Source organism: Sorangium sp. So ce204, from assembly GCF_051526795.1.
Lineage (GTDB): Bacteria > Myxococcota_A > Polyangia > Polyangiales > Polyangiaceae > Sorangium > Sorangium cellulosum_B.
Window position 1 is genome coordinate 299450 of the sequence record NZ_CP150317.1, and the last position, 22936, is coordinate 322385.

17 protein-coding genes are annotated in these 22936 nt (G+C 70.6%); 9 read left to right on the top strand and 8 right to left on the bottom strand.

The genetic code is table 11. The annotated features are described in order from the left end of the window. The first annotated feature begins 302 nt into the window (after nucleotides 1-302). Nucleotides 303-710: a hypothetical protein gene (locus tag WMF22_RS01160; protein WP_438034562.1), complete on the top strand. Its 408-nt coding sequence runs from the start codon at nucleotides 303-305 to the stop codon at nucleotides 708-710. Between the two features lie 128 nt (nucleotides 711-838). Next, nucleotides 839-1486, top strand: a complete 648-nt coding sequence (locus tag WMF22_RS01165) for a hypothetical protein (RefSeq protein ID WP_438034563.1) — start codon at nucleotides 839-841, stop codon at nucleotides 1484-1486. A 31-nt stretch (nucleotides 1487-1517) separates the two neighbouring features. Here the strand turns inward: WMF22_RS01165 and WMF22_RS01170 are convergent, their stop codons facing one another. The 6 genes from WMF22_RS01170 to cobM are packed head-to-tail and all read right to left on the bottom strand — an operon-like array spanning nucleotide 1518 to nucleotide 7482. After that, nucleotides 1518-3080, bottom strand: a complete 1563-nt coding sequence (locus WMF22_RS01170; RefSeq protein ID WP_438034564.1) for a cobyric acid synthase — start codon at nucleotides 3078-3080, stop codon at nucleotides 1518-1520. Then, nucleotides 3077-4015 (bottom strand): adenosylcobinamide-phosphate synthase CbiB, encoded by a 939-nt coding sequence (gene cbiB, locus WMF22_RS01175; protein WP_438034565.1) that lies wholly within the window; start codon nucleotides 4013-4015, stop codon nucleotides 3077-3079. Before cbiB ends, WMF22_RS01170 begins: the two co-directional genes overlap by 4 nt. Continuing rightward, nucleotides 4012-4602 (bottom strand): bifunctional adenosylcobinamide kinase/adenosylcobinamide-phosphate guanylyltransferase, encoded by a 591-nt coding sequence (gene cobU, locus WMF22_RS01180; protein ID WP_438034566.1) that lies wholly within the window; start codon nucleotides 4600-4602, stop codon nucleotides 4012-4014. Before cobU ends, cbiB begins: the two co-directional genes overlap by 4 nt. Next, complete coding sequence (locus WMF22_RS01185; RefSeq protein WP_438034567.1) at nucleotides 4599-6131, bottom strand: cobyrinate a,c-diamide synthase; 1533 nt, start codon at nucleotides 6129-6131, stop codon at nucleotides 4599-4601. Before WMF22_RS01185 ends, cobU begins: the two co-directional genes overlap by 4 nt. Next, complete coding sequence (gene cobO / locus WMF22_RS01190) at nucleotides 6131-6691, bottom strand: cob(I)yrinic acid a,c-diamide adenosyltransferase (RefSeq protein WP_437297288.1); 561 nt, start codon at nucleotides 6689-6691, stop codon at nucleotides 6131-6133. Before cobO ends, WMF22_RS01185 begins: the two co-directional genes overlap by 1 nt. After that, nucleotides 6688-7482 (bottom strand): precorrin-4 C(11)-methyltransferase, encoded by a 795-nt coding sequence (gene cobM / locus WMF22_RS01195; protein WP_437297289.1) that lies wholly within the window; start codon nucleotides 7480-7482, stop codon nucleotides 6688-6690. Before cobM ends, cobO begins: the two co-directional genes overlap by 4 nt. Nucleotides 7483-8005: 523 nt before the next feature. Between cobM and WMF22_RS01200 the strand changes: the two genes are divergently transcribed. The 5 genes from WMF22_RS01200 (at nucleotide 8006) to WMF22_RS01220 (ending at nucleotide 15831) form a co-directional block, all read left to right on the top strand. Further along, nucleotides 8006-9832: a DUF262 domain-containing protein gene (locus WMF22_RS01200; protein WP_438034568.1), complete on the top strand. Its 1827-nt coding sequence runs from the start codon at nucleotides 8006-8008 to the stop codon at nucleotides 9830-9832. 224 nt (nucleotides 9833-10056) lie between these two features. Continuing rightward, entirely contained in the window at nucleotides 10057-10323 is a 267-nt protein-coding gene (locus WMF22_RS01205) for a hypothetical protein (protein WP_438034569.1), read from the top strand. Further along, complete coding sequence (locus tag WMF22_RS01210; protein WP_438034570.1) at nucleotides 10311-10712, top strand: type II toxin-antitoxin system VapC family toxin; 402 nt, start codon at nucleotides 10311-10313, stop codon at nucleotides 10710-10712. Before WMF22_RS01205 ends, WMF22_RS01210 begins: the two co-directional genes overlap by 13 nt. 324 nt (nucleotides 10713-11036) lie before the next feature. Next, on the top strand, nucleotides 11037-12887 hold the full coding sequence (locus WMF22_RS01215; protein WP_438034571.1) for a hypothetical protein: 1851 nt from the start codon (nucleotides 11037-11039) through the stop codon (nucleotides 12885-12887). A gap of 34 nt (nucleotides 12888-12921) precedes the next feature. Continuing rightward, nucleotides 12922-15831 (top strand): protein kinase domain-containing protein, encoded by a 2910-nt coding sequence (locus WMF22_RS01220; RefSeq protein ID WP_438034572.1) that lies wholly within the window; start codon nucleotides 12922-12924, stop codon nucleotides 15829-15831. Nucleotides 15832-16003: 172 nt separating this feature from the next. Here the strand turns inward: WMF22_RS01220 and WMF22_RS01225 are convergent, their stop codons facing one another. After that, nucleotides 16004-16309 (bottom strand): hypothetical protein, encoded by a 306-nt coding sequence (locus WMF22_RS01225; RefSeq protein ID WP_438034573.1) that lies wholly within the window; start codon nucleotides 16307-16309, stop codon nucleotides 16004-16006. A 357-nt stretch (nucleotides 16310-16666) separates the two neighbouring features. On the opposite strand from WMF22_RS01225, the gene WMF22_RS01230 reads away from it, so the two are divergent. Further along, nucleotides 16667-18877: an AAA-like domain-containing protein gene (locus WMF22_RS01230; protein WP_438034574.1), complete on the top strand. Its 2211-nt coding sequence runs from the start codon at nucleotides 16667-16669 to the stop codon at nucleotides 18875-18877. Next, complete coding sequence (locus WMF22_RS01235; protein ID WP_438034575.1) at nucleotides 18874-21495, top strand: AAA-like domain-containing protein; 2622 nt, start codon at nucleotides 18874-18876, stop codon at nucleotides 21493-21495. The genes WMF22_RS01230 and WMF22_RS01235 overlap by 4 nt, the downstream gene beginning before the upstream one ends. A 4-nt stretch (nucleotides 21496-21499) precedes the next feature. Here the strand turns inward: WMF22_RS01235 and WMF22_RS01240 are convergent, their stop codons facing one another. Continuing rightward, on the bottom strand, nucleotides 21500-22801 hold the full coding sequence (locus tag WMF22_RS01240; RefSeq protein ID WP_438034576.1) for a hypothetical protein: 1302 nt from the start codon (nucleotides 22799-22801) through the stop codon (nucleotides 21500-21502). Between the last annotated feature and the right edge of the window lie 135 nt (nucleotides 22802-22936).

Genomic DNA, 22936 nt, shown 5'->3' on the forward strand with positions numbered 1-22936 from the left:
CCAGGGCCTGCGCGGGTGCCGGGGGGTGAGGGCGACGCGGCCCCCACCTCGCCCCGCCGTCGGCGCCCGAATGAGCGCCTCGATACGCGCTCGCCGGGGCGGCTCACGCCTTGCAGTGCGGGCGCGGAATGAGCGTTTGGCCTGTTCCTGGTTCTGTTAAAATTGCTGTTCGTGCTGAAATTTTCAGGGCTGCGGGGATGTTGTTCGCAGCGGCTCTTGTCGCCTGTGGCGGCGGTTCGAGCGGCGGGGGAGCTGGAGAGGGCGGGGGCGTAGAAGGGTACTCGGAGGCTCGGTCGACAGCGGTGTGCGAGGCCGCGTGCGACGTGTTCAGCGCCGCCTGCGCGCCGAAGAACTGCTCGCTCGCGTGCTTCGTGGCGATGGACCAGTACCCGACGGAGGCGTGTTTTGCCGAGTTCGACGCCTACCACGCCTGCCTGGCGGCCCAGGTGCCCGCGCAGCTCGCCTGCGGAGCAGACGAGAACTTCTTCGGTCCGTGGGCGCCGGCGTGCAGGCCCGAGTGGACGGCGTATTGGCAGTGCCGGAGGACCGGAGGCGCGGACTGCGCGGTGGTGGCCACGGACGTCGAGTCCTGCACCTACTTCGGCGACCCTCCGGACTGGGCGACCTGCAAGATAGGAAAGGAACCGCCCCCCGGGTGCGTACCGCTGACGGGCCTCGACTACTGTTGCCCGGAAGGCACGCTGCCGTGACAGCGTGATCAGGGGCTCCGCTTCTCCGCAAGCCATGACGCCTCCCGTGTTATGCACCGCACGTCCTGAGGGGCTGGCTCGTTGCCATGGAGAATGCGATGAAATGGGTTTCTCGTGCGCGCTCGGCCGTGATCGTGACATCCCTGCTGGCGCTGCCCGCGTGCGGCGGCAGCGTCGACGACGAGGGAAAGAGCAAGGAAGAAGGCCCCTCCTGCGGGCTGGTCGCGGCGTGCGGCGGCGATCCGACGGGAACGTGGACGATGGATGGCGCGTGCCTGGATCCCTCGATGGTCGAGGACCTCCACAAGGGGTGTGACGCGGAGAGCGACATCAGCGGCGTGGTGATGAGCGGACGCGCCGAATTCCGGGCCGATAACACCTATGTCACGACCATCACGCAGCAAGGGCCGATCGAGGTGGTGTACCCTGCGGCGTGCCTCGCGGCCGAGGAGACCCCGATCACGTGCGCGCAGCTCAGCGTGAAAATGCAGCGCCTCGCAGCTGGGAAGGAGTCGCCCTTCACCTCGGCGGAGTGTGCTCATGCGGGCGCCGACTGCGCGTGTACATTTGTCTTGGGGCGGATCACGGCGCCGTCGATGGGCACCTGGTCGGTCTCCGGATCCATCTTGACCATCGAGCCCGAGGGCGAGGGCGAGGAGCCCGAGGAGAGCCCGTTCTGCGTGCAGGGATCCTCGTTCACGAGAGGCTTCCCGGTACCGGCGGGGGCGGACGCCTCGGGACCCATCAAGCACTACATGAGGTTCACGAAGGAGTGAGCCGCGGCGAGCCCGCTCGTCCGGGCGCCGCTCAGCGCCTGTCGAGCCCCACGATGCGGTCGAGCAGCGCCCTGTCGAGGCTCGCCTCGACCGCCGTGGCGAGCCGGTCGTACTCCTCGTGCCGGCTCGGTATCGCCGGCTCGCCCGCGGCCCTGGGGAGCCCCCTCCGCTCGCGCAGCGCCGCGAGGAGCGAGCGCCTGAGCCCGTCGTTGTCGAGGATCCCGTGGATCATCGTGCCCACCACGGCGCCGTCCGCCGACACGGCCCCGTCGAGCGCCGCCTCGGCCTTGCCGCCCCTCGACGCGATCGAGAACGCCGCGGCCGCGCCGCCCACCCGCTCCACGCGGCCCATGTGGATCTCGTAGCCGGTGAGCTCTCCCGCGCCCTCGCTCTCGGCCTCTCCAGCGCTCGCCGCGCACGCCGCCCCCAGGAACGAGCCGCCCGCGAGCCGCGCCCTCACCTGCGCCACCGTCTTGGTCCGCTCGAACCGCGTCCACACATCGAGCAGCCCGAGGCCTCGCGCCGCCGGCTCCGCCGACTCGACGCCTTCCGGATCCTCGATCGCCCCGCCGAGCATCTGGCAGCCGCCGCAGATCCCGAGCGTCCAGCCGCCCCGCCGGGCGCGCGCCGCGACCGCTTCGGCGAGGCCGCTCGCGCGCAGCCACGCGAGATCGGCCATCGTGCTCTTCGTCCCGGGGAGCAGCACGAGGTCCGCATTCCCGATCTCGTCCGGCCGCTCGATGAACCGCACCACAACGCCGGGCTCGTGCTCCAGCGGCTCCACGTCGTCGTAATTCGATATGCGCGGCAGCCGGACCACCGCGATGTCGAGCTGCCCCGGGCCCGCCGGCGCCCGGCGCCGCCGGCCCTCCAGCGACACCGAGTCCTCGTCCGCGATGCGCAGCTGCTTCAGGTAAGGCACCACGCCGAGCACCGGGACGCCCGTCCGCGCCGTCAGCATGTCGAGCCCCGGCTCCAGCAGCTTGAGGTCGCCGCGGAACTTGTTGATCACGAACGCGGCCACGCGCGCGCGCTCGTCGGGCTCGAGCAGCGCCATCGTCCCGACCAGCGCCGCGAACACGCCGCCTCGGTCGATGTCGCCGGCGAGCAGCACCGGCGCGTCGGCGACGCGCGCGACGTGCATGTTCACGATGTCGCGGTCCTTCAGGTTGATCTCCGCGGGGCTGCCCGCCCCCTCGATCACCACGACGTCGTGCGCCTCGCGCAGCCGCCCGAGCGAGCGGGCGATGATGTCCTTGAGCTCTCCCCGGTACGCGAAGTAGTCGCGCGCGTGCAGGCTGCCGATCGGCTTGCCGAGCACGATCACCTGGGAGCGCGAGTCGCCCTCGGGCTTGAGCAGCACAGGGTTCATGTCGACCGTCGGCGCGACGCGCGCCGCCTCGGCCTGCACCGCCTGCGCCCTTCCGATCTCGCCGCCGTCCAGGGTCGCGAACGAGTTCAGCGCCATGTTCTGCGACTTGAACGGCGCGACCCGGAGGCCCCGCCGCTGGAAGATGCGGCAGAGCGCCGCGCAGAGCAGGCTCTTGCCGACCGAGGACGCCGTGCCCTGGACCATCACCGTGAGCGCCGTCATCGGAAGAGCTCCTGTCCAAGGGATGCCGCCGCCAGGAGGGCCGCCGCGAGCCCGGCGAAGAGCAGCGCCGCGAGCAGCACGATCCGGCAGGCCTCGTCGATGAGCCCCCGCCGGAGCGGCTCCACGGGGTCGCCGAGGCGGTAGTGGCCGCGCTTCTCGAGCTCGACCCGGAGCAGCCCGGCCATCGCCGCCATGGGCCGGCCGGCGTTCGGGCTCTCGGTGAGGCCGCCGTCGCGCAGGAGCACGGCGAGGCCGCGGCGCGCGTCGGCGCCGCGGAGCCAGCCGGCGGCGAGCAGGAGGAGCGCGGTGAGCCGCGCCGGCACGAAGTTCAGCGCGTCGTCGAGCCGCGCCGAGGCCTTGCCGAGGTACTCGTAGCGGCCGTGGTAGCCGATCATCGCGTCGAGCGTGTTCACCGCGCGGTAGAAGAGCGCGCCAGGGAGCCCGAAGAGGGCGAAATAGAAGAGCGGCGCGACGAAGCTGTCCGACGCGTTCTCCGCGACCGACTCGACCGACGCGGCGACCAGCGCGGGCTCGTCGAGCTCCGACGGGTCGCGGCTGCAGAGGCTGCGCAGCGCGCCGCGGGCCCCGGTGACGTCGCCCGCTTCGAGGGCGTCGCGCACGCCGAAGGCCGCGTCGCGGAGCGCGCGGAGCGCGAAGGTGGGCTTCAGCAAGAGACCTGACAAAGCGAGCGCGAGCACGGGGTGCGGGGCGAGCAGCGCCGCGACGCCGGCGCCGAGCGCGGCGAAGAGGCAGGGGACCGCGAGGGCCATGAGCACGCCGAAGAGGAGCTCCGCGGCGCGGCCGCCCGCGGGCGCGGCGCGCTTCAGGGCCTGGATCGCGGAGCCCATCCACACGACGGGGTGGATGGCGGAAGGGGGCTCGCCGCAGGCGAGGTCGAGCGCGACAGCGACGAGCAGCGCGGCGGCGGCCGTCATCGCGCTTCCTCGCCGCCGCCGACGAGCGCGACAGGGCCGGGGCGCAGGCGGAGGATCGCGCCCATCACGGCCACGTAGAGCTCGCTGGCCGAGCGGCCGAGCCGCTGGTGCGCGCGCCCCGCGAGGTCGCGGAACGCCCGGCCGAGCCGGCTCTCCGGGACCACGCCCATGCCGACCTCGTTCGAGACGAGGACGACGTGCGGCGCCGCCGACTCGACCGCCCCGGCGAGCGCCTCGATGCGCTCCTCGATGGGCCCGAGCGCGCGGCCCTCGGTCTCGTCGCGGAGCAGCAGGTTCGAGAGCCAGAGCGTGAGGCAGTCGACGACGACGACGTCGACGCCGGAGAGCGAGGCAATGCGCTCGGGGAGCGCGACCGGCTCCTCCACGGTGAGGAACGCGCCGCCTCGCTCGAGGACGTGCGCGTCGATGCGCGCCCGCATCTCGTCGTCGAACGGCTCGGCGGTCGCGATGAAGGCGCGGCGCTCGCCGAGCGAGCGCGCGAGGGAGAGCGCGAACGCGCTCTTGCCGGAGCGCACGCCGCCGCCGATGAGGGCGACCCGGCGCGGCGCCGTGCCCGGGCCGCTCATCGCGCGCGCTCCTTCCGGTGCGCCGCGGCGCTCGCGACGAGCCCCTCGGGGACGAGCGGGTTCGAGGCCCAGTGCGCGTGCACGTACGAGGCGAGGACGCTCCCCGCCCGGTACCCCTCGCGCGCGACCTGGCCGCCGCGGCGGCGCCGCACGGAGTAGGCGTGCTCGATCGGCAAGGGCGCCGGTGTGGACGGCGACGGCGGCTGCTCGGTCGGCGCCGGCGCCGCGGCCGGCTCGGCCGGCGCCGGCGCAGCGCGCTGCGACGGGCGGAGCTCGGAGTAGCGGAACTGGTGCCCGCGGAAGCGGAGCCCCGCGCCGCCCAGGATCGTGCGCGCCTGCGTCTCGACCTCCACGTACCCGAGCGCCTGCAGCTTCTCGCACATCGCGGCCTCCGCGGGCACGAGCCCGACCATGGGCTGCGCGCGCCCGTCCAGCGTGCGGATCGCCTCGGTCAGGTACATGAGCCCGCCGCACTCGGCGTAGATCGGGCCCCCACGGCCGGCGAACGCGCGGATCTCGCCGCGGAGCGCGGCGTTCGCGGCCAGGCGCTCCGCGTGCACCTCGGGGTAGCCGCCCCCGAGGTAGAGCGCGTCGACGTCGGGCAAGCGCGCGTCGCGGATCGGCGAGAACCGGATGAGCTCGGCCCCGGCGGCCTCGAGGCGGCGCAGGTTGTCCGCATAGTAGAAGTGGAAGGCCTCGTCGAACGCCACGCCGATGCGCGCCCGGCCGCGCTGCGCGCCGGCGGCGGCGCCGGGCGTCGCGGCTGCGCCAGCGCCGGGCGTCGCGGCGGCGCCGGGTATCGCCGCCGCGCCGGCCGCCGGCAGGGGCGGCGCCGCGCGCGCGATCTCGAGCAGCGCGTCGAGCCCGATCCACGCCTCGGCCTGCGCGCCCCAGTGGTCGAGGCGCTCCTCGGGGAGCGCGGCCTCGTCGGCCGTGCGCAGGCCGAGGTGGCGCTCGGGGAAGCGCTGCGCCTCGTCCCGCGGCAGGCCGCCCACGACCGGAAGCGACCGGTTCACCTGCGCCTGCGCCTGCCGGAGGATGTCGAGGTGGCCGCGGCTGCCGACCTGGTTGCACACGACAGCGGCGACGCGCAGCGCCGGATCGAAGCCCGCGAAGCCCTGGACGAGCGCCGCGACGCTGCGGGCCATCCCGGACGCGTCGATCACGAGCGCGACCGGCGCCTCGAGCCATTTCGCGATCTCGGCGGTCGAGCCCTCCTCCCCTGTCGGGCTCGCCCCGTCGAACAGCCCCATCACCCCCTCGATCAGCGCGACGTCGGCGCCGGCGGTCTCCGCCGCGAACGTCGACAGGACCGCTTCGCGGCCCATCATCCAGCCGTCGAGGTTGTGTGATGTCCCGGCCACGGCGCGGGCGTGGTACGTCGGATCCAGGTAGTCGGGGCCGCACTTGAACAGCGCGACCTGGAGGCCGCGGGCGCGGAGCGCGCGCGCGATCGCCACCGTGGCGGTCGTCTTGCCGACGCCGCTCGCCGTGCCGGCGACGACGAGCCGGGGGATGGCCCGGGACATCAGAAATCGACTCCGATCTGGGCCTTTTGCCCCTGCTCGAACGGGTGCTTCACCGATCTCATCTCCGTCACGAGATCGGCGAGCGCGAGGAGCGCGTCGGGCGCGTTCCTGCCGGTGATCACGACGTGCACGTGCGCGGGCCTCGCGCGCAGCGCCGCGAGCAGCTCGTCCTCGGCGATGAAGCCGTAATGGAGAGCGTACGTGATCTCGTCGAGCACCACGATGTCCTGCTCGCCGCCCGCGATGAGCGCCGCGGCCTCCTGGAAGGCCGCGCGCGCCGCGGCCTTGTCGCGCGAGAGATCGTCGCTCTCCCAGGTGAAGCCGCGCCCCATGACGAGGAACGTCAGGTTGGGGAGCGTCTCGGCGAACAGCCGCTCTCCCGTCTTCCACTTGCCCTTGATGAACTGCACGACCGCGACGCGCATGCCCCGGCCGAGCGCGCGGAACACCATGCCGAGCGCGGCCGTCGTCTTGCCCTTGCCGTGGCCCGTATAGACGATGACGAGCCCTTTTCTACCTGCCGTCGCCGCGCCCGCGCCGGCGCTCTCCTCCGCGCTCACGAGCCCTCCTCGGTCGTGCCAGGGACGAGGAGCTTCTTCTCGGCCTTGCGGAAGCGGTGGCTGAAATCCGGATCATAGAGCCGCGAGTCGGCGAAATCCGTGGACGTGAGCACCCGGCCGACCAGGATCATCGACTGGCTCTTGATGCCCTCGGCCCGCACCTTGTCCCGGATGTCGGCGAGCGTGCCTCTCACGATCTTCTGATCGGGGCAGCTCGCCTTGTGCACCACCGCGACCGGGCAATCGGCGCCGTAGGCCGGGATGAGCGCCGCGGCCACGTCCTTGAGCAGGGTGATGCTCAGGAACAGGCACAGGGTCGCCTGATGGCGGGCGAGCTCCTCGAGCCGCTCGGCGGGCGGCACCGGCGTGCGCCCCTCGGCGCGCGTCAGGATGACGGTCTGCGAGAGCTCGGGCAGCGTGAGCTCGCGCCCGAGCGCCGCGGCCGCCGCGGTGAAGGACGAGACGCCGGGGATGATCTCGTACGGGATCCCGAGCGCATCCATCCGGCGCATCTGCTCGGCCGTCGACCCGAAGAGGACGGGATCGCCCGTGTGGACGCGCGCCACGTCGTGCCCTGCGTCCCTGGCCTCGACGAAGACCTCGACGATCTGGTCGAGGGTCATGCCGGCGGAGTCGATGACCCGGGCGTCCGGCCGCGCGGACGCCACGATCTCCCGGGGGACGAGCGAGCCCGTGTACATGACGACCGGGCAGCGAGCGACGAGCTCGGCGCCGCGCACCGTGATGAGCCCGGGATCGCCCGGGCCCGCGCCGATGATGTAGACGCGCATGAGGGTTCTTTCCTTGCTTCGTGCGCCGGCGATCCCGGAAGGGACCGCGGGCGCGCGGCGCGAAGCTAGAGCGATCGCGCAGCGGACGCCAGGGGGTGGGGCAGAGCCGCCGAGGCGGAGCCTCGAGAAAACTGATCGGAGCGTGGTCGGCGCCTGCCAACTCCGCAAAGATGGTGCTCTGGAGCGTGCAGGAAGGCTCCGCGCGTTGCCCAAGCTCGAGGTGACGTTGCACGGGCGAAGGCTTACGGTGGCCGACGGGGCAACCGCAGAGGCTTTGCGTATGCAAACCGAGGCCGGACCGGCGCGCGAAGGACCTCGGGTAAGGCGGACGCGATGCTTGACGCCATGGCGTTGGTGGGCGAGGCTCGGCTGCCGGTCGTCCGAGCCCCCTGCGGCCTTAAGGAAGGCCAGGGGCGAGTTCCGGGGGGAGCTCACAGCGTACCCCTACGCCTCGTCAGTCTTTGCTCAGGAGCATGCAATGAAAGCAAACGCCGTTTCGCTGCTCGCGTAATTTGAGAAGAAGATGCGGCTCGAGGTGCCGCTCTTTCAGCGCCAATATGTCTGGAGCCGCGAGCAGCAGTGGGAGCCACTCTGGGAGGATATTGAGCGCAAATTTATCGAGTATCTGAATGGTCGTAAGGATGCGCCAGTTCACTTCCTTGGTGCAATGGTCCTCGATCAGAAGAGCACTCCTGCTACTCATGTCGAGAAAAGGCAAGTTGTCGACGGTCAGCAACGCCTTACAACGCTTCAAATCTTCCTTTCTTCGCTCCGTGACTTCTGCCGTGAGCGTGGCTGCGAGGAGCTGGCGAAGGAACTGGATGGCTACACTCTGAATAGAGGTATGATGGCCAATCCCGATGTCGATAAGTTCAAGGTGTGGCCGACGCAGCTCGATCGCGACCAGTTTCGCGATGCGGTTGGTCTTGGTTCGCGCGCCGAGATCGAGACTAAACATCCTTTGCGTCGTCAAAGATATGCTCGCAAGCACGACCCTCGGCCCAGGATGATCGAGGCATACCTGTTCTTCAGCGATCGGATCCGAGAATTCTTCTTGGGAACGGAAGCGGAAAAGCCATTGGCGGCGGAGCAGCCGCTCGCCGCACGAATCGAGGAAGCTTTCCAGGCGCTCAAGAGCGCGTTGCAAGTCGTCGCGATTGACCTGGAGAAGGACGACGATGCCCAAATGATCTTTGAAACCCTGAACGCTCGTGGTGAGCCGTTGCTTCCGGCTGACCTGTTGCGTAACTATATCTTTCTGAGGGCTGCCAGGCTCAACGAGTCGCAAGAGGATCTTTACGAAAAGTATTGGGCAGGCTTTGACGACGACTTCTGGCGACAGGAGGTACGCCAAGGGCGCTTGATCCGCCCACGAAGTGACCTCTTCATGCAGCATTTTCTGGCGAGTCGGCAGATGGTGGACATCCCCATCAAGCACCTCTTCGTGGAGTACAAGTTCTGGATTGAGAGAGCGCGGCCGTTCGACAGCGTAACGGAGGAGCTCGCTGCGCTCTCGAGGCAGCGCGAACACTTCCGGCGTCTCCTCGCGCCTACGCGAGGAGACGCCGTCTTCGGCTTGGCGACCTTCCTCGAATCCTTCGATATTCGGACTGGTTATCCTCTGTTGCTGTTTCTTCTTGACGCAAATTTGAATGAGGACCAATGGAGGTCGATTTCGGCGATTCTGGAATCTTACCTTTTGCGAAGAGCCGTGCTTGGGTGGACCACCAAGTCGTATAACCGCATTTTTCTCAATCTCGCGAGGGTCTTGCGAACGGCGGGTACATCTTCAGAGATCCTCCGCGTAACTCTCTCTGGTCTCTCTGGCGAGAGCTCGGCGTGGCCCACTGACGCTCAATTCTCAGAGGCGTGGCTGAACGGGAACGCCTACGAGCTCACCAATCCTAAGGTTGTTCATATTCTGCGACGTGTCGGCGAAGAGCACCTGACGAAGCTCAGTGAGCGAATCACGATTGATAGTCCGCTCACCGTCGAGCACATCATGCCCCAAAGTTGGCTCGAAAAGTGGACGCTTCCGAGCGGCGAAAAGGGTTTGCCAGGCACGGAACTATGGGAAGCGAAGCCCGACGACCCGAAGGCTGTTGCAACCAAGCGTCGCAACGATCTCGTTCAGACTTTCGGGAATCTAACGCTGGTCACCCAGGCGCTAAATTCAACCGTGTCGAATTCCGCGTGGACAACGAAAAAGCCTGCACTCATGAGTGCATCATTGCTACCGATCAACCAGCAGCTTCACGAGCACGATACCTGGGACGAGGAGGCGATCCAGAAGCGTGGGAAGGACCTCCTCAATAAGGCGCTCAAGCTTTGGTCCGGACCAAGCTTGTAAACTGCGCCGTGCCGCCCGACAACCGGCGGGTGCTGACGCTGCGCCGAGCCTCGCTCCACTCGACGCCCCGCGGCGCCACGCGCCGCGTCCACCCTTTTCGCCGCCGCGCTTCAGTGGGGCCTCGGCCCACCGCCAGGTCCCGTGCATGCGCGGGCGTAACCATCGAAAAGAGGGACAGCGCCTGGCGGGTTGTCAGATGGGCAGGACCGGGTACCATGAGCCGCATGGCGTCCTACATTTCCGCAGCTGAGGCCACGCAGACGTTTCCGGACGTACTCGAGCGCGTCCGTTCGCATGGGGACGTGTTTGTCGTCGAGTGCGAAGGTGAACCGATCTGCCGGATCGAACCCATCGTTCCCGCGCGGCGGACGGTGCGGGACCTCGTTCGACTGCTGCAATCCGCGCCGCGCCCGGACGATGATTACCTCGACGCCGTCGAGGAGGTCGCACGGAACCAGCCGATGCTGCCGGAGACCCCGTGGGAGCGCTGATCGACTCCAGCGTGCTCATCGCGGCCGAGCGGGGGAAGCTGGACCTCGAGCGCGTGCTTCGTGATCACGGGGACGAACCGGTGGCCATCGCGACGATCACCGCATCGGAGCTCTTGCATGGGGTTCACCGAGCGGTGGAAGCTTCGCAGCGCGCCCGGCGAGAGGCGTTCGTCGAGCGGCTGCTCGCCGACTTGTCTTTGGTTCCCTTCGATCTCGTGGTTGCACGCGTGCACGCTCGCCTTTCTGCTGAGCTTGCGGCGAAGGGCTCGCCTGTCGGTGCGCACGACCTCTTGATTGCGGCGACGGCGCTCGCAGTCGGGTATGATGTGGCAACCCGAGACGACCGCAGCTTCCCACGAATACCGGGGCTGAGGGTACTCCACTGGTGAGCGCCCTGCACACGCCAATGAATCCAGTGCTCCCGTCGCTCACGAGAGACGAATACTTGGGTGCGCTTCGTGCGCCGGCGATCGCGGAAGGGACCGCCGGCGCGCGAAATTAGAGCGGTCCCGAAGCGGGCGCCAGCGTTCATGGTGGAGCCCGTGCGCTCGGCGCGGAGGCCCGAGAGACACATCGCAGGCCCGAGGACACGAACCTGCGGTGTGTGCCGGAAGGCTCCCGTCTTCTCGCTGGGACACGCTGGTCCGGGGCCTTGCTTCAGGGCATGCGCCTGTGATGCGATGGGAGGTCGCACCCCTCTTCAAGGAATGGCCATGGACCAGAAGAACACCGGCTCTCAACCCTCGGCGCCCATCCTGTGCGCGGCCGCCCTCTTCGAGCCGACGCTCCCGGCCGCGTGGGGACCCACGCTCGATGTGCTCGCCGACATCGAGGAGCTGCAGGACGCGACGAAGGGCAGCCGCGAGGAGCGGGAGGCGAGGGGGCGCGATCTTCGCGAGCGGCTGATGCGCGGCATCGACGCCCTGAGCGAGCCGACCCCGGACGAGTTCCACGCGGCGAGCGCGTCGTTCCGGGCCTGGTTCACCGAGGCGGTGCTGCTCTGGCTCCGGTTCGCCGGCAGCAGCTCCGCGCCGCTCATCGATACGGTCGCGTCGCGCCCGCTCCTCGATTTCCCGCTCGATCTGCCGGAGGGCAGCGAGGGGATCCCGCGCGTCCGGCGGGCGCTGCGGGAGGCGCTCGGGTGGGAGGAGGCGGAGCTCGCGCAGGTCGAGGCCGCGATGGATCATATGACCGCCAACCTCGCGGTGAAGCACGCGATCACGAAGGCGATCGCCGCGCAGCTCGCCGCGAAGGGGGGCGCGTCGCCCGCCGCGTGCGCCGAGCTCATGAGCGCGATCTACGGCCCGTTGCCGTGGCGCCCGGGCGACGTGGATCTGCTCATGACGTCGACCGCGATCTTCCTGTGCATCCGCGCGTCGGCGCCGGCGACCGGCTCGCCCGGCGCGGCGGGCTCCGGCGAGGCGCCGCGGCTCGAGGTGCCCGGCTGGGACGAGCGCCCCGAGGAGGAGCGGCGCGCCATCTCGGCCTTCATCGCCCGATGCGACGACACGAACACCGCGGCGACGGCGCGGTTTCCCGCGTTCGGCTACTTCGACCGCGCGGCCATCGATCCGGCGCTCGCGCGCTCCCTCGCGGACGCGGCCTCGGTCCCGACGGACGTCGTCACACAGACCCTCGCCACCATGGTGATGGTCCTCCGGACGCCGGAGGTCGAGGACTACGTGGTTCATGACGCCTGGGGCCATGCGTGGCAGGAGGCGCTGGCCGAGTTCGAGTGGGAGTACGCGGTGCTGCCGCGGCTCGAGGAGCCCCTCGCGCTCGACACCGTGTTTCCCGGCGCGGTCGGCCCCGGCATCGCCTCGGCGTTCGTCGAGCGCGGGGGCCGCACCGAGCTCGACGAGGCGGCGCTGCTCCGCTTCGCCGAAGCCGACGTCAGGGCGCGGATCCAGGTGGCCGCGAGCAACGGCATCGCCGAGATGCTCGCCGATTTCATGGAGAGCAAGTACGCCTGGCACAGGCCCTCCCTGAAGCTGCCGGACGCGTCGCTCCTCCCCATCACGGGGCTCAAGCTCGATCTGACGGTGGGCGACGTTCGCCGCCAGGTCGCCCGATGGTCGGCGCCGTACCGCGCGCTGGCCGAGGACGAGGGGGCGCGCGCCCGCCTCGTCGACGCGCTCTCGCCGCGCGTTCCGGCCGCGGGGCTCAAGGAGGCGGTGGATCAGGCGGGCGCGCTGCTGTGGCGCGAGTTTGCGACGGCGTTCGACGACACGCTGCGGCCGGTGGCTGCGAAGGGCGGAGGGATCCGCGCGAGCGCGTGCCGCCGGATGGTGCTGCAGCTCGCGCAGATCGCCGCGGTGCTCGAGCGGACGCTCGCCGCGTCGTGCGCGGGCGGGCCGCGGAGCGGGTCGCGGAGCGGGCCGCAGACGGAGCTCGCCTGGCGCGATCCGGCGCTGTGCGTGGACCTGCTCCTGGTGACGATCGCCCGGTTCTACGAGCACGATCGGCAGAGGAACTTCTGGCACCTCGACCAGGTCCTCTCGACCGGGTTCGTGGAGGCATGCGGCCGGCTCCGGGCCGCCATGGCGAACGCCGAGCCGCCCTGAGTCTGCCCTCCGGAGATGGCGTATACTCCCGCCGATGTCCGGCGCCCAGCGCGACGTATTCCGGCTCTGCGGGACCACGATCGACGGCAAATACCGTGTCCTCTCCGCCGTCGGCGCCGGCGGGTTCGGCGTCGTCTATCGCGGCGTGCACGAGGGGTTCGACGCGCCCGTCGCGATCAAGTGCCTCAAGCTGCCCGACGAGCTCTCGCCCGAGGCGCAGCAGGATTTCATCCGACGGCTGCGCGACGAGGGGCGGCTCCTGCTCCAGCTCTCGCGCCTCTCGCCCGGCATCGTCCAGGCGCTCGACATCGGCGTCTTCACGACCCAGGAGGGCGCTCGTGTGCCCTATCTCGTGCTCGAGTGGCTGGACGGCGAGACGCTCGCCAGCCACCTCGAGCGCCTGCGCGCCGGAGGCGGCGGCGCCCTGTCCCGTCGCGAGGCGATCCTCCTGCTCGACCCCGCGGTGCGCGCCCTCGCGGTGGCGCACGAGCAGAACATCGCGCACCGCGACGTCAAGCCGGAGAACCTCTTCCTCGCCGACGCGGGGGGCGCGAGGACGCTCAAGGTCCTCGATTTCGGCATCGCCAAGATCATCGGCGATCAGCGCTCGCGCACCGCGGCGCTCGCGAGCACCGCGGAGGGGCCCTCGGTGTTCACGCCCCGCTACGGCGCTCCGGAGCAGTTCGACAGACAGCGCGGCGCGACGGGGCCATGGACCGATGTCTTCGCGCTCGCGCTCGTCTTCGTGGAGCTCGTGACGGGCGCTCGGGCGCTGGCGGGGGAGGGGATCGTCGAGCTCTATTCGGTGGTCGTCGATCCTGCGCTGCGCCCCACGCTGCGAGCGCGCGGCGTCTCGGCGCCGGACGCTGTCGAGCGCGTGCTCTCGCGGGCGCTCAGCGTCTCACCGCGCGACCGGTACCCCGACGCCGGCGCGTTCTGGCGCGCGTTGATCGCCGCCGAGGGGCTCGAGGGCGAGTTGCCGAGCCTCCCGCCGCGCTCACTGCACGCGGCGCGAGAGGCCGAGACCCGGGTCGAGAGCGCGAACGCGCGGGGCGGCCCTGCGCCAGGCGCCGAGCACGCGGGCACGCCCGGGGGGATCGGCTTCGAGCCGACCGTGCCGCACCGGACCGACCCGGCGTCGCTGCGCCCCGATGGCGCGCCGCCCGCGCCGGCCGGTGCGGAGCCTGCGCCGCGGCCGGATCACGGGGCCGCGTCGGGTGAGGCCGTCGTGGTGCGGACCGCACGCGACGAGCGCGCGCGCCCGGGCCGGCGCGGGCTCGTCGCGCTCGCGCTGGCGGCCTCGGCGGTCGCCGGCGCCGCGGTCGCGGTGCTCCGGCGTCCCCCGGAGCCGCCGCCCCGGCCGATCAGCGCGGCAGTCGCCGCCCCGGAGCCGCCGCGCCCCGCCTCGAGCAATCCGGAGGCCGCGGCGCTCTACCAGGAGGCGCTGCAGGCCTACCGTGACGGCGCGCCGGACGTGGCCTCGCGCACGATGGAGCGCGCCGTGGCGCTGGATCGCGGCCTCGGCGCCGGACACCTGCGCGTGGCGATCTGGACGTTTCGGCAGAGGCCGGCCGTGGCGCGCGAGCACTTCCAGCTCGCGCTCCGGCACCGGGCCGCCCTCGGCGAGCGCGACATGGCGCTGCTCGACGCGGCCGAGCCGTACGTGCGCCAGCCCTCCGACGCCGTGGCGTGGGAGCGGCGGCTCGAGGCTGCGGCCTCGAGGTTCCCGGCCGATCCGGAGCTCCTCGTGTACCTGGGCGCGGCGAGGTTCGCGCAGCTCCGGTTCGACGCCGCCATCGAGGCCTACGATCGGGCGCTCGCCCTGGACCGGGGCCACGTGCTCGCGTGGGGGTCCAAGGGAGAGTCGCTCGGGATGAAGGGGGATGTCGCGGCGGAGCTCGCCGCCTACCAGGCCTGCGCCGAGACGGCTCCCGGCGCGACGCTCTGCCTCGCGAACCGGGTGCGCCTCCTCCATCGCCAGGGCGATTGCCGGCAGGTGGAGGAGCACGCGCGCCGCTGGCTCTCGATCGATCCGAAGGCGGCGCCGGCGCACCGGCACCTGGCGCTGGCGCTCCACGCGCGGGGCGCGCCGCGCGAGAGCGTGCTCGTGGCCCTGGAGCAGGGGTGGGCGGCGGTCCCCGAGGGCGAGCGGAGGGCGAAGGAGCTGCTCGATCGGATCTCGCTCGCGGTCATGGACGGCGACTTCGAGCTGGCGGTGGAGCACGCCCGCGCATGGCAGCGCGAGGTCGCCGGCAGGAACGATCAGGACGCGCACGCGAGCCCGGCCCTCAGGCTGGCGGAGCTCTACCGTGAGATGGGTTTGCCGCGGGATGCCGGGCGTGTGGCGGACGATTTCCTCCGCCGGATGAGCGCCTGGTCCGAGCCGGCGACGACGGCCGACTGGACCATCGCGTTCTTGCCGTACAGCTTCCGGGCAGCGTCGATGACACAGGAGGCGTACGACGCGGCGCGCTCCGCGTGGGTGGAGCGGGTCCAGTCGAAGTGGCGCGCCGCGGCGCAGGAGATCAAGCCGGAGCACCGCTGGCTGCTCTGGACCGAGGCGTACGCCGCCGGCGTGGAGACCGCGGCCGACGCGGCGGCGGCGTTCGAGACGATGCCGCTCGACCAGCCGCTCCCGTCGGAGAGCGGCCGGTGGCTCCTGCTCGATCTGCACATCGGCAAGGTGTACGCGCTCGCGGGGAAGGGGCAGGAGGCGATCGGGCCGCTGACGCGCGTGGCGCGCTCGTGCGCGGCCCTGGCCGACCCGTTCTCGACCACGGAGGCGCGGCTTTACCTGGGCATGGCCCTGGAGGCGACAGGTGATCTGCACGGCGCCGCGGGGGCGTACGAGGCTGTCCTCGAGCGCTGGGGCAAGGCGCGCCCGCGATCCATCTCCGCGGAGCAGGCGCGAGCGAGGCTCGGCGCGCTGCGGGCGCGGCGTTAGCTCCGCCCGCCAGGGAGCGGAGAGAGAATTCAACGCGAAAGCGCAAAGGCGCAAAAAAGAATAGATTTGTATACCGTTGCGCCTGTGCGCTCTTGGCGGCTTTGCGTTGAATTCTCTCTCCGCTCGCGGATCCCTGGTGGGCTTCGTGACGCGCGGAATTCGCCGTCCACGGTCATGTCCAGAGCTCGCGCTCGTCAGGGCGCCAGCTTGCCGGGGACCTCGCCGCCGACGAGCGCCGCAACGGCGGCTGCCGGTTGCCCCACTGGCCGGCGCCCACCAGGTAGGTCGCCACGCGATCGGCCCCGGTATGGCCGCCCGCGCGGAAGTCGCCGTCTCCGTTGAGGTCCACGTCGACGCGCGCCCCGATCGCGTCGCGATCTTCCCTCACGTTCGCGTCGGTCGCATTGCCGTGGCGATCGGTGAGCACGCCGTAGATCAGCCGCCACGCCCGCTCGCCCTGACGACGTCCGGGGTGCATTCGAGGCAGACGAGCCTTGAAGTGACTCCTCGACACGCACGTCGCAATCTGGTTCGCCGCCGACCCAACCGCTTACGGCGGGAGGTCGTCGATGCGGTCCAGGATCCCGGTGCGCAGGTACTGATTTCGGTCGCATCCTGGTGGGAGCTTGCGATCAAGCACGCCATCGGACGGCTGGAAGGCAGCCTCCCGCCGGAGCAGCTTCGGAGTTGGTGGCTTGGCTATCCGACGGTGCGGGAGCTGGCCATCGAAGCGGCGCACGTCTGGATGGCGACTTCGCGTGTCAGGGCGCGCCCGTCGCCCGCCCGCCTTGACGCCGCGTCGCTTCCTCCCGATCCTGGGCGAGAGGCCACGGTGATGACCCTACAGCACGACGCCCTCCCGAGGTCCGTCGGGCGGATCCGCGCGACGCTCGATCGAGGGGGCTCGGTTTACGGCACGGGGTTCCTTGTGACGCCGACGCGCGTCCTCACATGTGCCCATTGCCTGCGAGGGCCAGCGGGCGAGAAGGCTGCGCAGGGGAACATCTCCTTCACCCAGGCGCGAGACGCGTCGGAGGTCCCGTTCCAGGTCGTCTTCGAGCGCTTCGATCCGGACGTCGGCCTCGACATCGCGGTTCTCGAGCTTGCGCGCCAGGTCGAAGGGACCGCATGCCTCCCGCTCTCGGGGGAGGATCTCGCCGAGCGCCCCGACTGGCGGAGCTTCGGCCACCCGCTCTCCATCGAGCGGGCGCCGCTCTGGCTGGGCGGCACGGTCGACGGGTCGATCGCCCGGCGCGCCGCGGGCACCGACGGCTGGCTGCTCTCGCTCCACGTCGACGGGGACCCGGCTCCACTCGAGGGGATGTCCGGCGCGCCCGTCCTCACCGAGCGAGGGGTCGTCGGCGTGGTCAGTCACCAGCTCTACAGGCGCGTCGCGCCGGACGGCGGCGGCAAGCCCTCGGTGAGCCCGGCGTTCGCGAAGGCGTTCGCGGTGCCGACCCGGCTCCTCCAGTCGATACCCTCGTTCCTCCGCTCGATCGCGGGCTCGTCGCGCGTGTTCCTCGCCTACCGTCGCAAAGAGCCGGAGGCCACGTTCGTCGCGGAGCTCCAGCGCGCGCTCCAGGGCGCGGGGCACGAGGCGTTCGTCGATCTCGACATCAAGGTCGGAGAGGACTGGGCCCGGCGCATCCAGACCACGCTGGAGCGGGCCGACGTGTTCGTCCCCGTCCTCACGCCCGAGTCGCTGGAGAGCCAGATGCTCCTGCAAGAGGTGCGCATCGCGTACGCCCGATGGCGGCAGACCGGACGACCGATCCTGCTCCCTGTGCGTGACCCGGCGCTGGAAGCGCTGCCCTTCGAGTTCGATACCTACCTCGGGCGGCTCCAGTACGCGCCATGGCGCGGCGAGCAGGACACGCCCGGCGCTGTCCGCGCCATCATGGCGGCGATCGGCCACCAGGCCGTCGAGCCCGGCGCCCCCCAGGCACCGGCCGCGCCTCCGTCGCTCCCGCAAGCCGACTTCCAGCGCATCCGGATGAGCGCGGGGGCCCTCCCGCCTGGCGATCTCTTCTATCTGGAGCGGCCCGTGGACGCCGACGCGTACGATCGCATGGGCTCGGAGACATTCGTGCTCACGATGTTGAGCCCGTCCGGCTTCGGTAAAACGAGCCTCGCCCTGCGCCTGCGCCAGCGCTGCGAGGACGAGGGGCGCCCGGTGCTGCTGATCAATTTTCGCTCGTTCGGACGGCTGCCGAAGGACGACGGAGAGAACCGCGGGTACGTGACGTTCCTGAACGACCTCGCGCGCGTCTTCTGCAAAGGGCTGAAGCTCCCGCTCCCGACGCAGCCGCTCGAGAGCCCGCCGGATTTCGAGGAGGTCCTGATGATGGCCCTCGAGGACATGCCCCGGCTGGTCCTCATCCTGGACGGGGTGGACCGCGTGATCGAGCGCCCCTATGCCGAGGAGTTCTTCTCGTCGATCCGCTCCTGGATCGACGACGTCCGCCTGAGCTGCAGCTTCGTGCTGTGCATCGCGACCGAGCCGTCCGACCTCATGACGGACATCAAGCGGTCGCCGTTCAACATCGACAAGGGGCCGATCGAGCTCGATACGTTCGCGCCTGGTGACATCGCGATCGTCGCGGAGCGGGCGAGCTTCAGGCTGGGCGCGGCCCAGGTCGATCTGCTCCATCAAGCCACGGGCGGGCACCCCGCCCTCACCCGCCAGGCCCTGGCGTACGTGCTCGCCCCCGGGAAAGGCAAGCCCTCGGCGCCGCCGACGCCGGCCGAGATCCGCGACCGCGTCGCCTTTCTTCACGAGCAGTGCGGCTCCTTGACTGGCCCCTTCTCCATGAGCCTCAAGGCCCTGCTGAGTCGAATCGAGAGCATCCCGCCGCAGCTCCCGGACCAACCGAAGCTCGTCTCCGTGATGCGCAAGATCGTCCACAACAGGACGCTCTCCCCGGCGGAAGCGAGGGCCGCCGCCGCGCTGGTGACGCTCGGGCTCGTGCGCGCCGAGGGCCGTCCAACGCCGCGCTTCGTCGCGCTGAACCTCGCCTACGCGCAGTTCTTCGGCGCCCTCACGTGAGCCCGCCGGACGACATCCGTCAGCTGCAACCCATCAAGGTCGGGGGGACGGTCCCCGACCTCGCGATCTACATCACGCGACCCGAGGACGCGGAGGTCCATGACCTCCTCGCGGCCGGCACGTATTGCAACATCCTCACGTCGCGCCAGATGGGGAAATCGAGCCTCGTCCATCGGGTCATGCAGCGCCTCCAGGCGGCGGGCATCCGGGTGGTGTCGGTCGACCTGAGCGCGCTCGGCGGAAACCAGCTGAAGGACGGGACAGCGTGGTACCGAGCTCTGCTCCTCAAGATGGCGCTGAGCATGGGCGCGAGCCGACCCTTCAAGGCGTGGTGGTCCGAGCGGCCGGCGGAGGAGGCCATGGGCGCTCGATTCCAGGCGTTCGTCGAGGCGTTCTTCCTGGCGGATCCGACATCGATCGTCGTTGTCTTCGACGAGGTCGACGTCACGCAAGGCCTCGGCTTCACAGACGACCTCTTCCTCACCATCCGCTCCCTCCACAACGAGCGCGCCTCGCGGCCGGAGCTCGACCGGCTGACCTTCTGCCTGGTCGGGGTCCTCACCGCGGACGAGCTCATCAAGCGCTCGACCAGCACGCCGTACAACGTGGGCAGCACCATCCGCCTCACCGATTTCTCGCGCGAGCGGTGCGACCTGACGCCGCTCGATGCCTACCTCGCCGGCCACGGGCTCCCGGGCCCGGCGGTCGTCGACGAGATCCTCGCCTGGACGTCGGGACAGCCGTTCCTCACGATCGCGCTGTGCGAGAAGGCCGCGCGGGCGCGCAGCGCCGACGTCGAGGCCTTCGCGCTCGCGGAGATCAACGACCCGACCACGTTCAAGGTCCACTTCAACCGGATCGAGCAGATCGTCCGGGAGCGCATCGCCGGATCCTCGCACGCGCGCTCGCGCTACCTCACCATGCTCAAGCGCAAGAGCGTGCCCGGCGTGCCCGAGCGCGACGAGGAGGCCCTGCTCCTCGCCGGCCTGGTCCACCGGAACGCCGATGGCAGCCTCCGGCTGCGCAACCGCATCTACGGGCTGCGGTTCGACGAGCGCTGGGTCCGGGAGATCCTGCCCGCGCCGCCCGTGCCGCGGTGGGTCTGGGGCCTGCTCGCCGCGGTCGTCGTCGCGGGCGCCGGGACGGGCGGGGTCATGTGGAAGCGCAACAGGGATCGAACGGCGCAGGAGGCGATCGAGCGCCAGGAGAAGGCGCGGCGGGGCGCCGAGGAGATCCAGAACGCCACGGACGACGACAAGGCTTCGGCGACCTGGAGCAGCCTCCAGGCCGACGGGCTCGCCGGCGACGGCTCGCCCGCGCGCGAGGCGGCGCGCGCCTACTGGGATCGACGCGGGAGAGAGCTCGACGATCTCGCCGACCAGCTCGGCGCCGCGGCGTGCTCCGAGGAGGCGGCTGTTGTCCGGGCGTTCGCCGCCGCGCGCCGTGGGGCCGACCGTGCGCCCGCCGTGCCGGAGCCGGACATTGCGGCCACGCTCTGGCTCCCCGCGCAGCTCAACGAGGGCACGGAGGAGAAGCGCTGCAAGGAGCGGCGCGCGGAGGCCTGCGATCGGCTGGAGCTCTCGGATGGCACGCTGACGGCTTCGTGCTCGGGGAAGCTCGTCGTTTTTCGCCCGGACCGCGCGCCGACATCAATCGCCGGATCCGGGACCCGGCGCGTGCAGATCCGGCCTGAGGGGAGCTGGTCGATCGGCGCCGTGGACGACGCGCTGGTGATCAACCGACGCGAAGGCGCGGTGACGCTGCCGGTGTGCCTTGCGCAGAGAGCCCGGGACGCGCACCCGTCGCCATACGTCATCAGCTTGGAGATCAAGCCGTCCGGCGATGGCGCGATGATCGCTTACGTCTGCTCCGACGGGACCTACGGGCGGCGGTCGATCGCCCGCCTCGACGCCTGGTTCGAGGGGCTGACCAAAGGAAACAAGTCGCCTCCGGTGGACGGAGGTTATGGCGCCCGCGCGGCGGCGTGGCTCGGCGACCAGCTGCTCATCGCCACGGCCGGCCGCGCGGGCGGCGTGAAGGTGAACGGCGGCCCGGGGCTCCGCCTCCCGTTCGTTCATGCGCTCGCGAGCTTCGCGGGGAATCCGCGCCTCGTCGCGTTCGGAACGGGGAGCTTCGTCGAACGAGCAACCGTGACCGCGCCCATCCTCGGGGTGCTGGCGCGCTCGGGTGATCAGGTGGCCATCCAGCAGCAGTGGCCCCTGACCTTCTGCAACGCGCCGTCGTGCGTCGTTCGGGCGGTGGCGGGCGCCGACGAGGATCATCTCGCGGGTCTGCTGGTCGACGCGGTCGATGGCCCGAGCCCATCTCGGACCTGGCTGGTGCTCGTGCGGGAGGGCCAGCCCGACGTGACGCTCCTGGACGAGAGCCCGGCCGATGTGGCGGTCGGAGCCTGGCAGACGCAGGTCGTGGCCGCGGTCCCGCTCGTCGGGAGGATGAGGCTGCACGCGTGGGAGCGCTCGACCGATCGATCGTGGGAGGCGGCCCAGCGCCGCTTCGGCCTGACGATCCGTTACGGAAAGACCGCGCGCATCGAGCGGTTCGACGAGGTGGGGCCCCAGCGCGTCCGGCGCTTCGAGGACGTGTTTCCGGAGCGATGAGCCCTCATTGCTCCCGAGCCAACCAGTTGACCCCCAACCCGACGAACGGACGCACGGCGCCGCCCTGCGGCACGCGCTCGTCGTCGCGGATGGACGTGAACTGCGGGAAGCGCGCGAGCCCGCCGCGGGCGCGGAGCTGAAGAAAGAACTTGTCGTCCATCGTCGGAATGGAAACGTTCACGTCGAGGTAGCCGCCGGCGCTGGAGGCAGAGGCCGTGTAGTACCCGGTCACGAAGCCGGCGAGATCCAGGCGCACGCTCGGCGCAGCGTTGACCGAGGCCCCGAGCTCCAGGCCGGCACCCGCGAGGCCGAAGTAGCCGCGAGGCCGGCCCGACGCGCTCTGCGCCGGCAGGACGGCGATGTCGATCGGACGCAACGCGAACTTTACGCCGAACAATTCCGTCGGAAATACCACAAACCCCAGTTCGGCCCACTGCACGAGCCCCGGCCGCCCCTGGACGGTCAGGGCCGTCGCTCCGCCGAAGCTGATGTCTAGCGTCGTCTCGAACTCGTAGGGATCCGCGATGCTATCGAGGTAGAGGAATGCGCTTCCTGGGCGCGAGCCCTGCCGACGGCGCACGCACGCGAGCCACGAGAGGCTGGCGGCGCCCTGTTGGCACTGCGCGTCGAGCGTGGCGAGCGCGTCTGCGTCCGACGAGGGCATCGCCGCGCAAGAGGCGATGTCGCCCTTCCGGCAGCCGGCCCTGAGGAGCTCCAGGACCTTCGCGCCCGACGGGTTCACGTGGTCCTTGTGGACGCGCAGGTAGGCTTCGCTTGCACAATACTCGCCGCCGTAGCCGATCTCGCGATCGAGGCACTTTTTCGTCATCGACTCGCGAATCGATTTGCGATTCGCGTCGCCCTCCTTTTCTCTGGAGCGTAGATCGAGCCACACCTCCCACCGGGCCAGCTCCTCGGCGCTCTGCATGGACTTCTCCGCCTTGCCGGTCCTCCCGTGTTGGCGCCCGACGTGCTGCTCCGGCACGCGCCGGGTAAAACCGCGGTCTGCGAAGACCCAGATGTCGTCGACATCCCTCGGCCGCACAGGCACCTCGACGGACTTCGATCCGACGGGGGCCTCACCGCTCCACAGCACCCGCGTTTCACGATTCACCAGCTGGATGAACAGGCCATCGAGCGGGTGCTTCTTCTCCCCGTTGCGAATGGTGACCGACGTCGCCGGTTCGAGGCAGATGGGCGCATCCAGGTCGGGGCCGCCCGGCGCCCCCACCGTCACGGTGATCTCCTTCTTTTTGAACTCGTCCGCCGACACAACCAACCTGTGATCGCCCTGCGGGAGCGGCATGGGATCAGGCGGAAAGGGGGCTCTCGACGGCTCGACCTTCGCGTCGGAAGCCTCCGGGACGAGGAGGATCCACTCGGGTGGACTGGAGTAAGCGCACACCGGATCCCACCTGAGCTTGGCCCGCACGAACGGGGA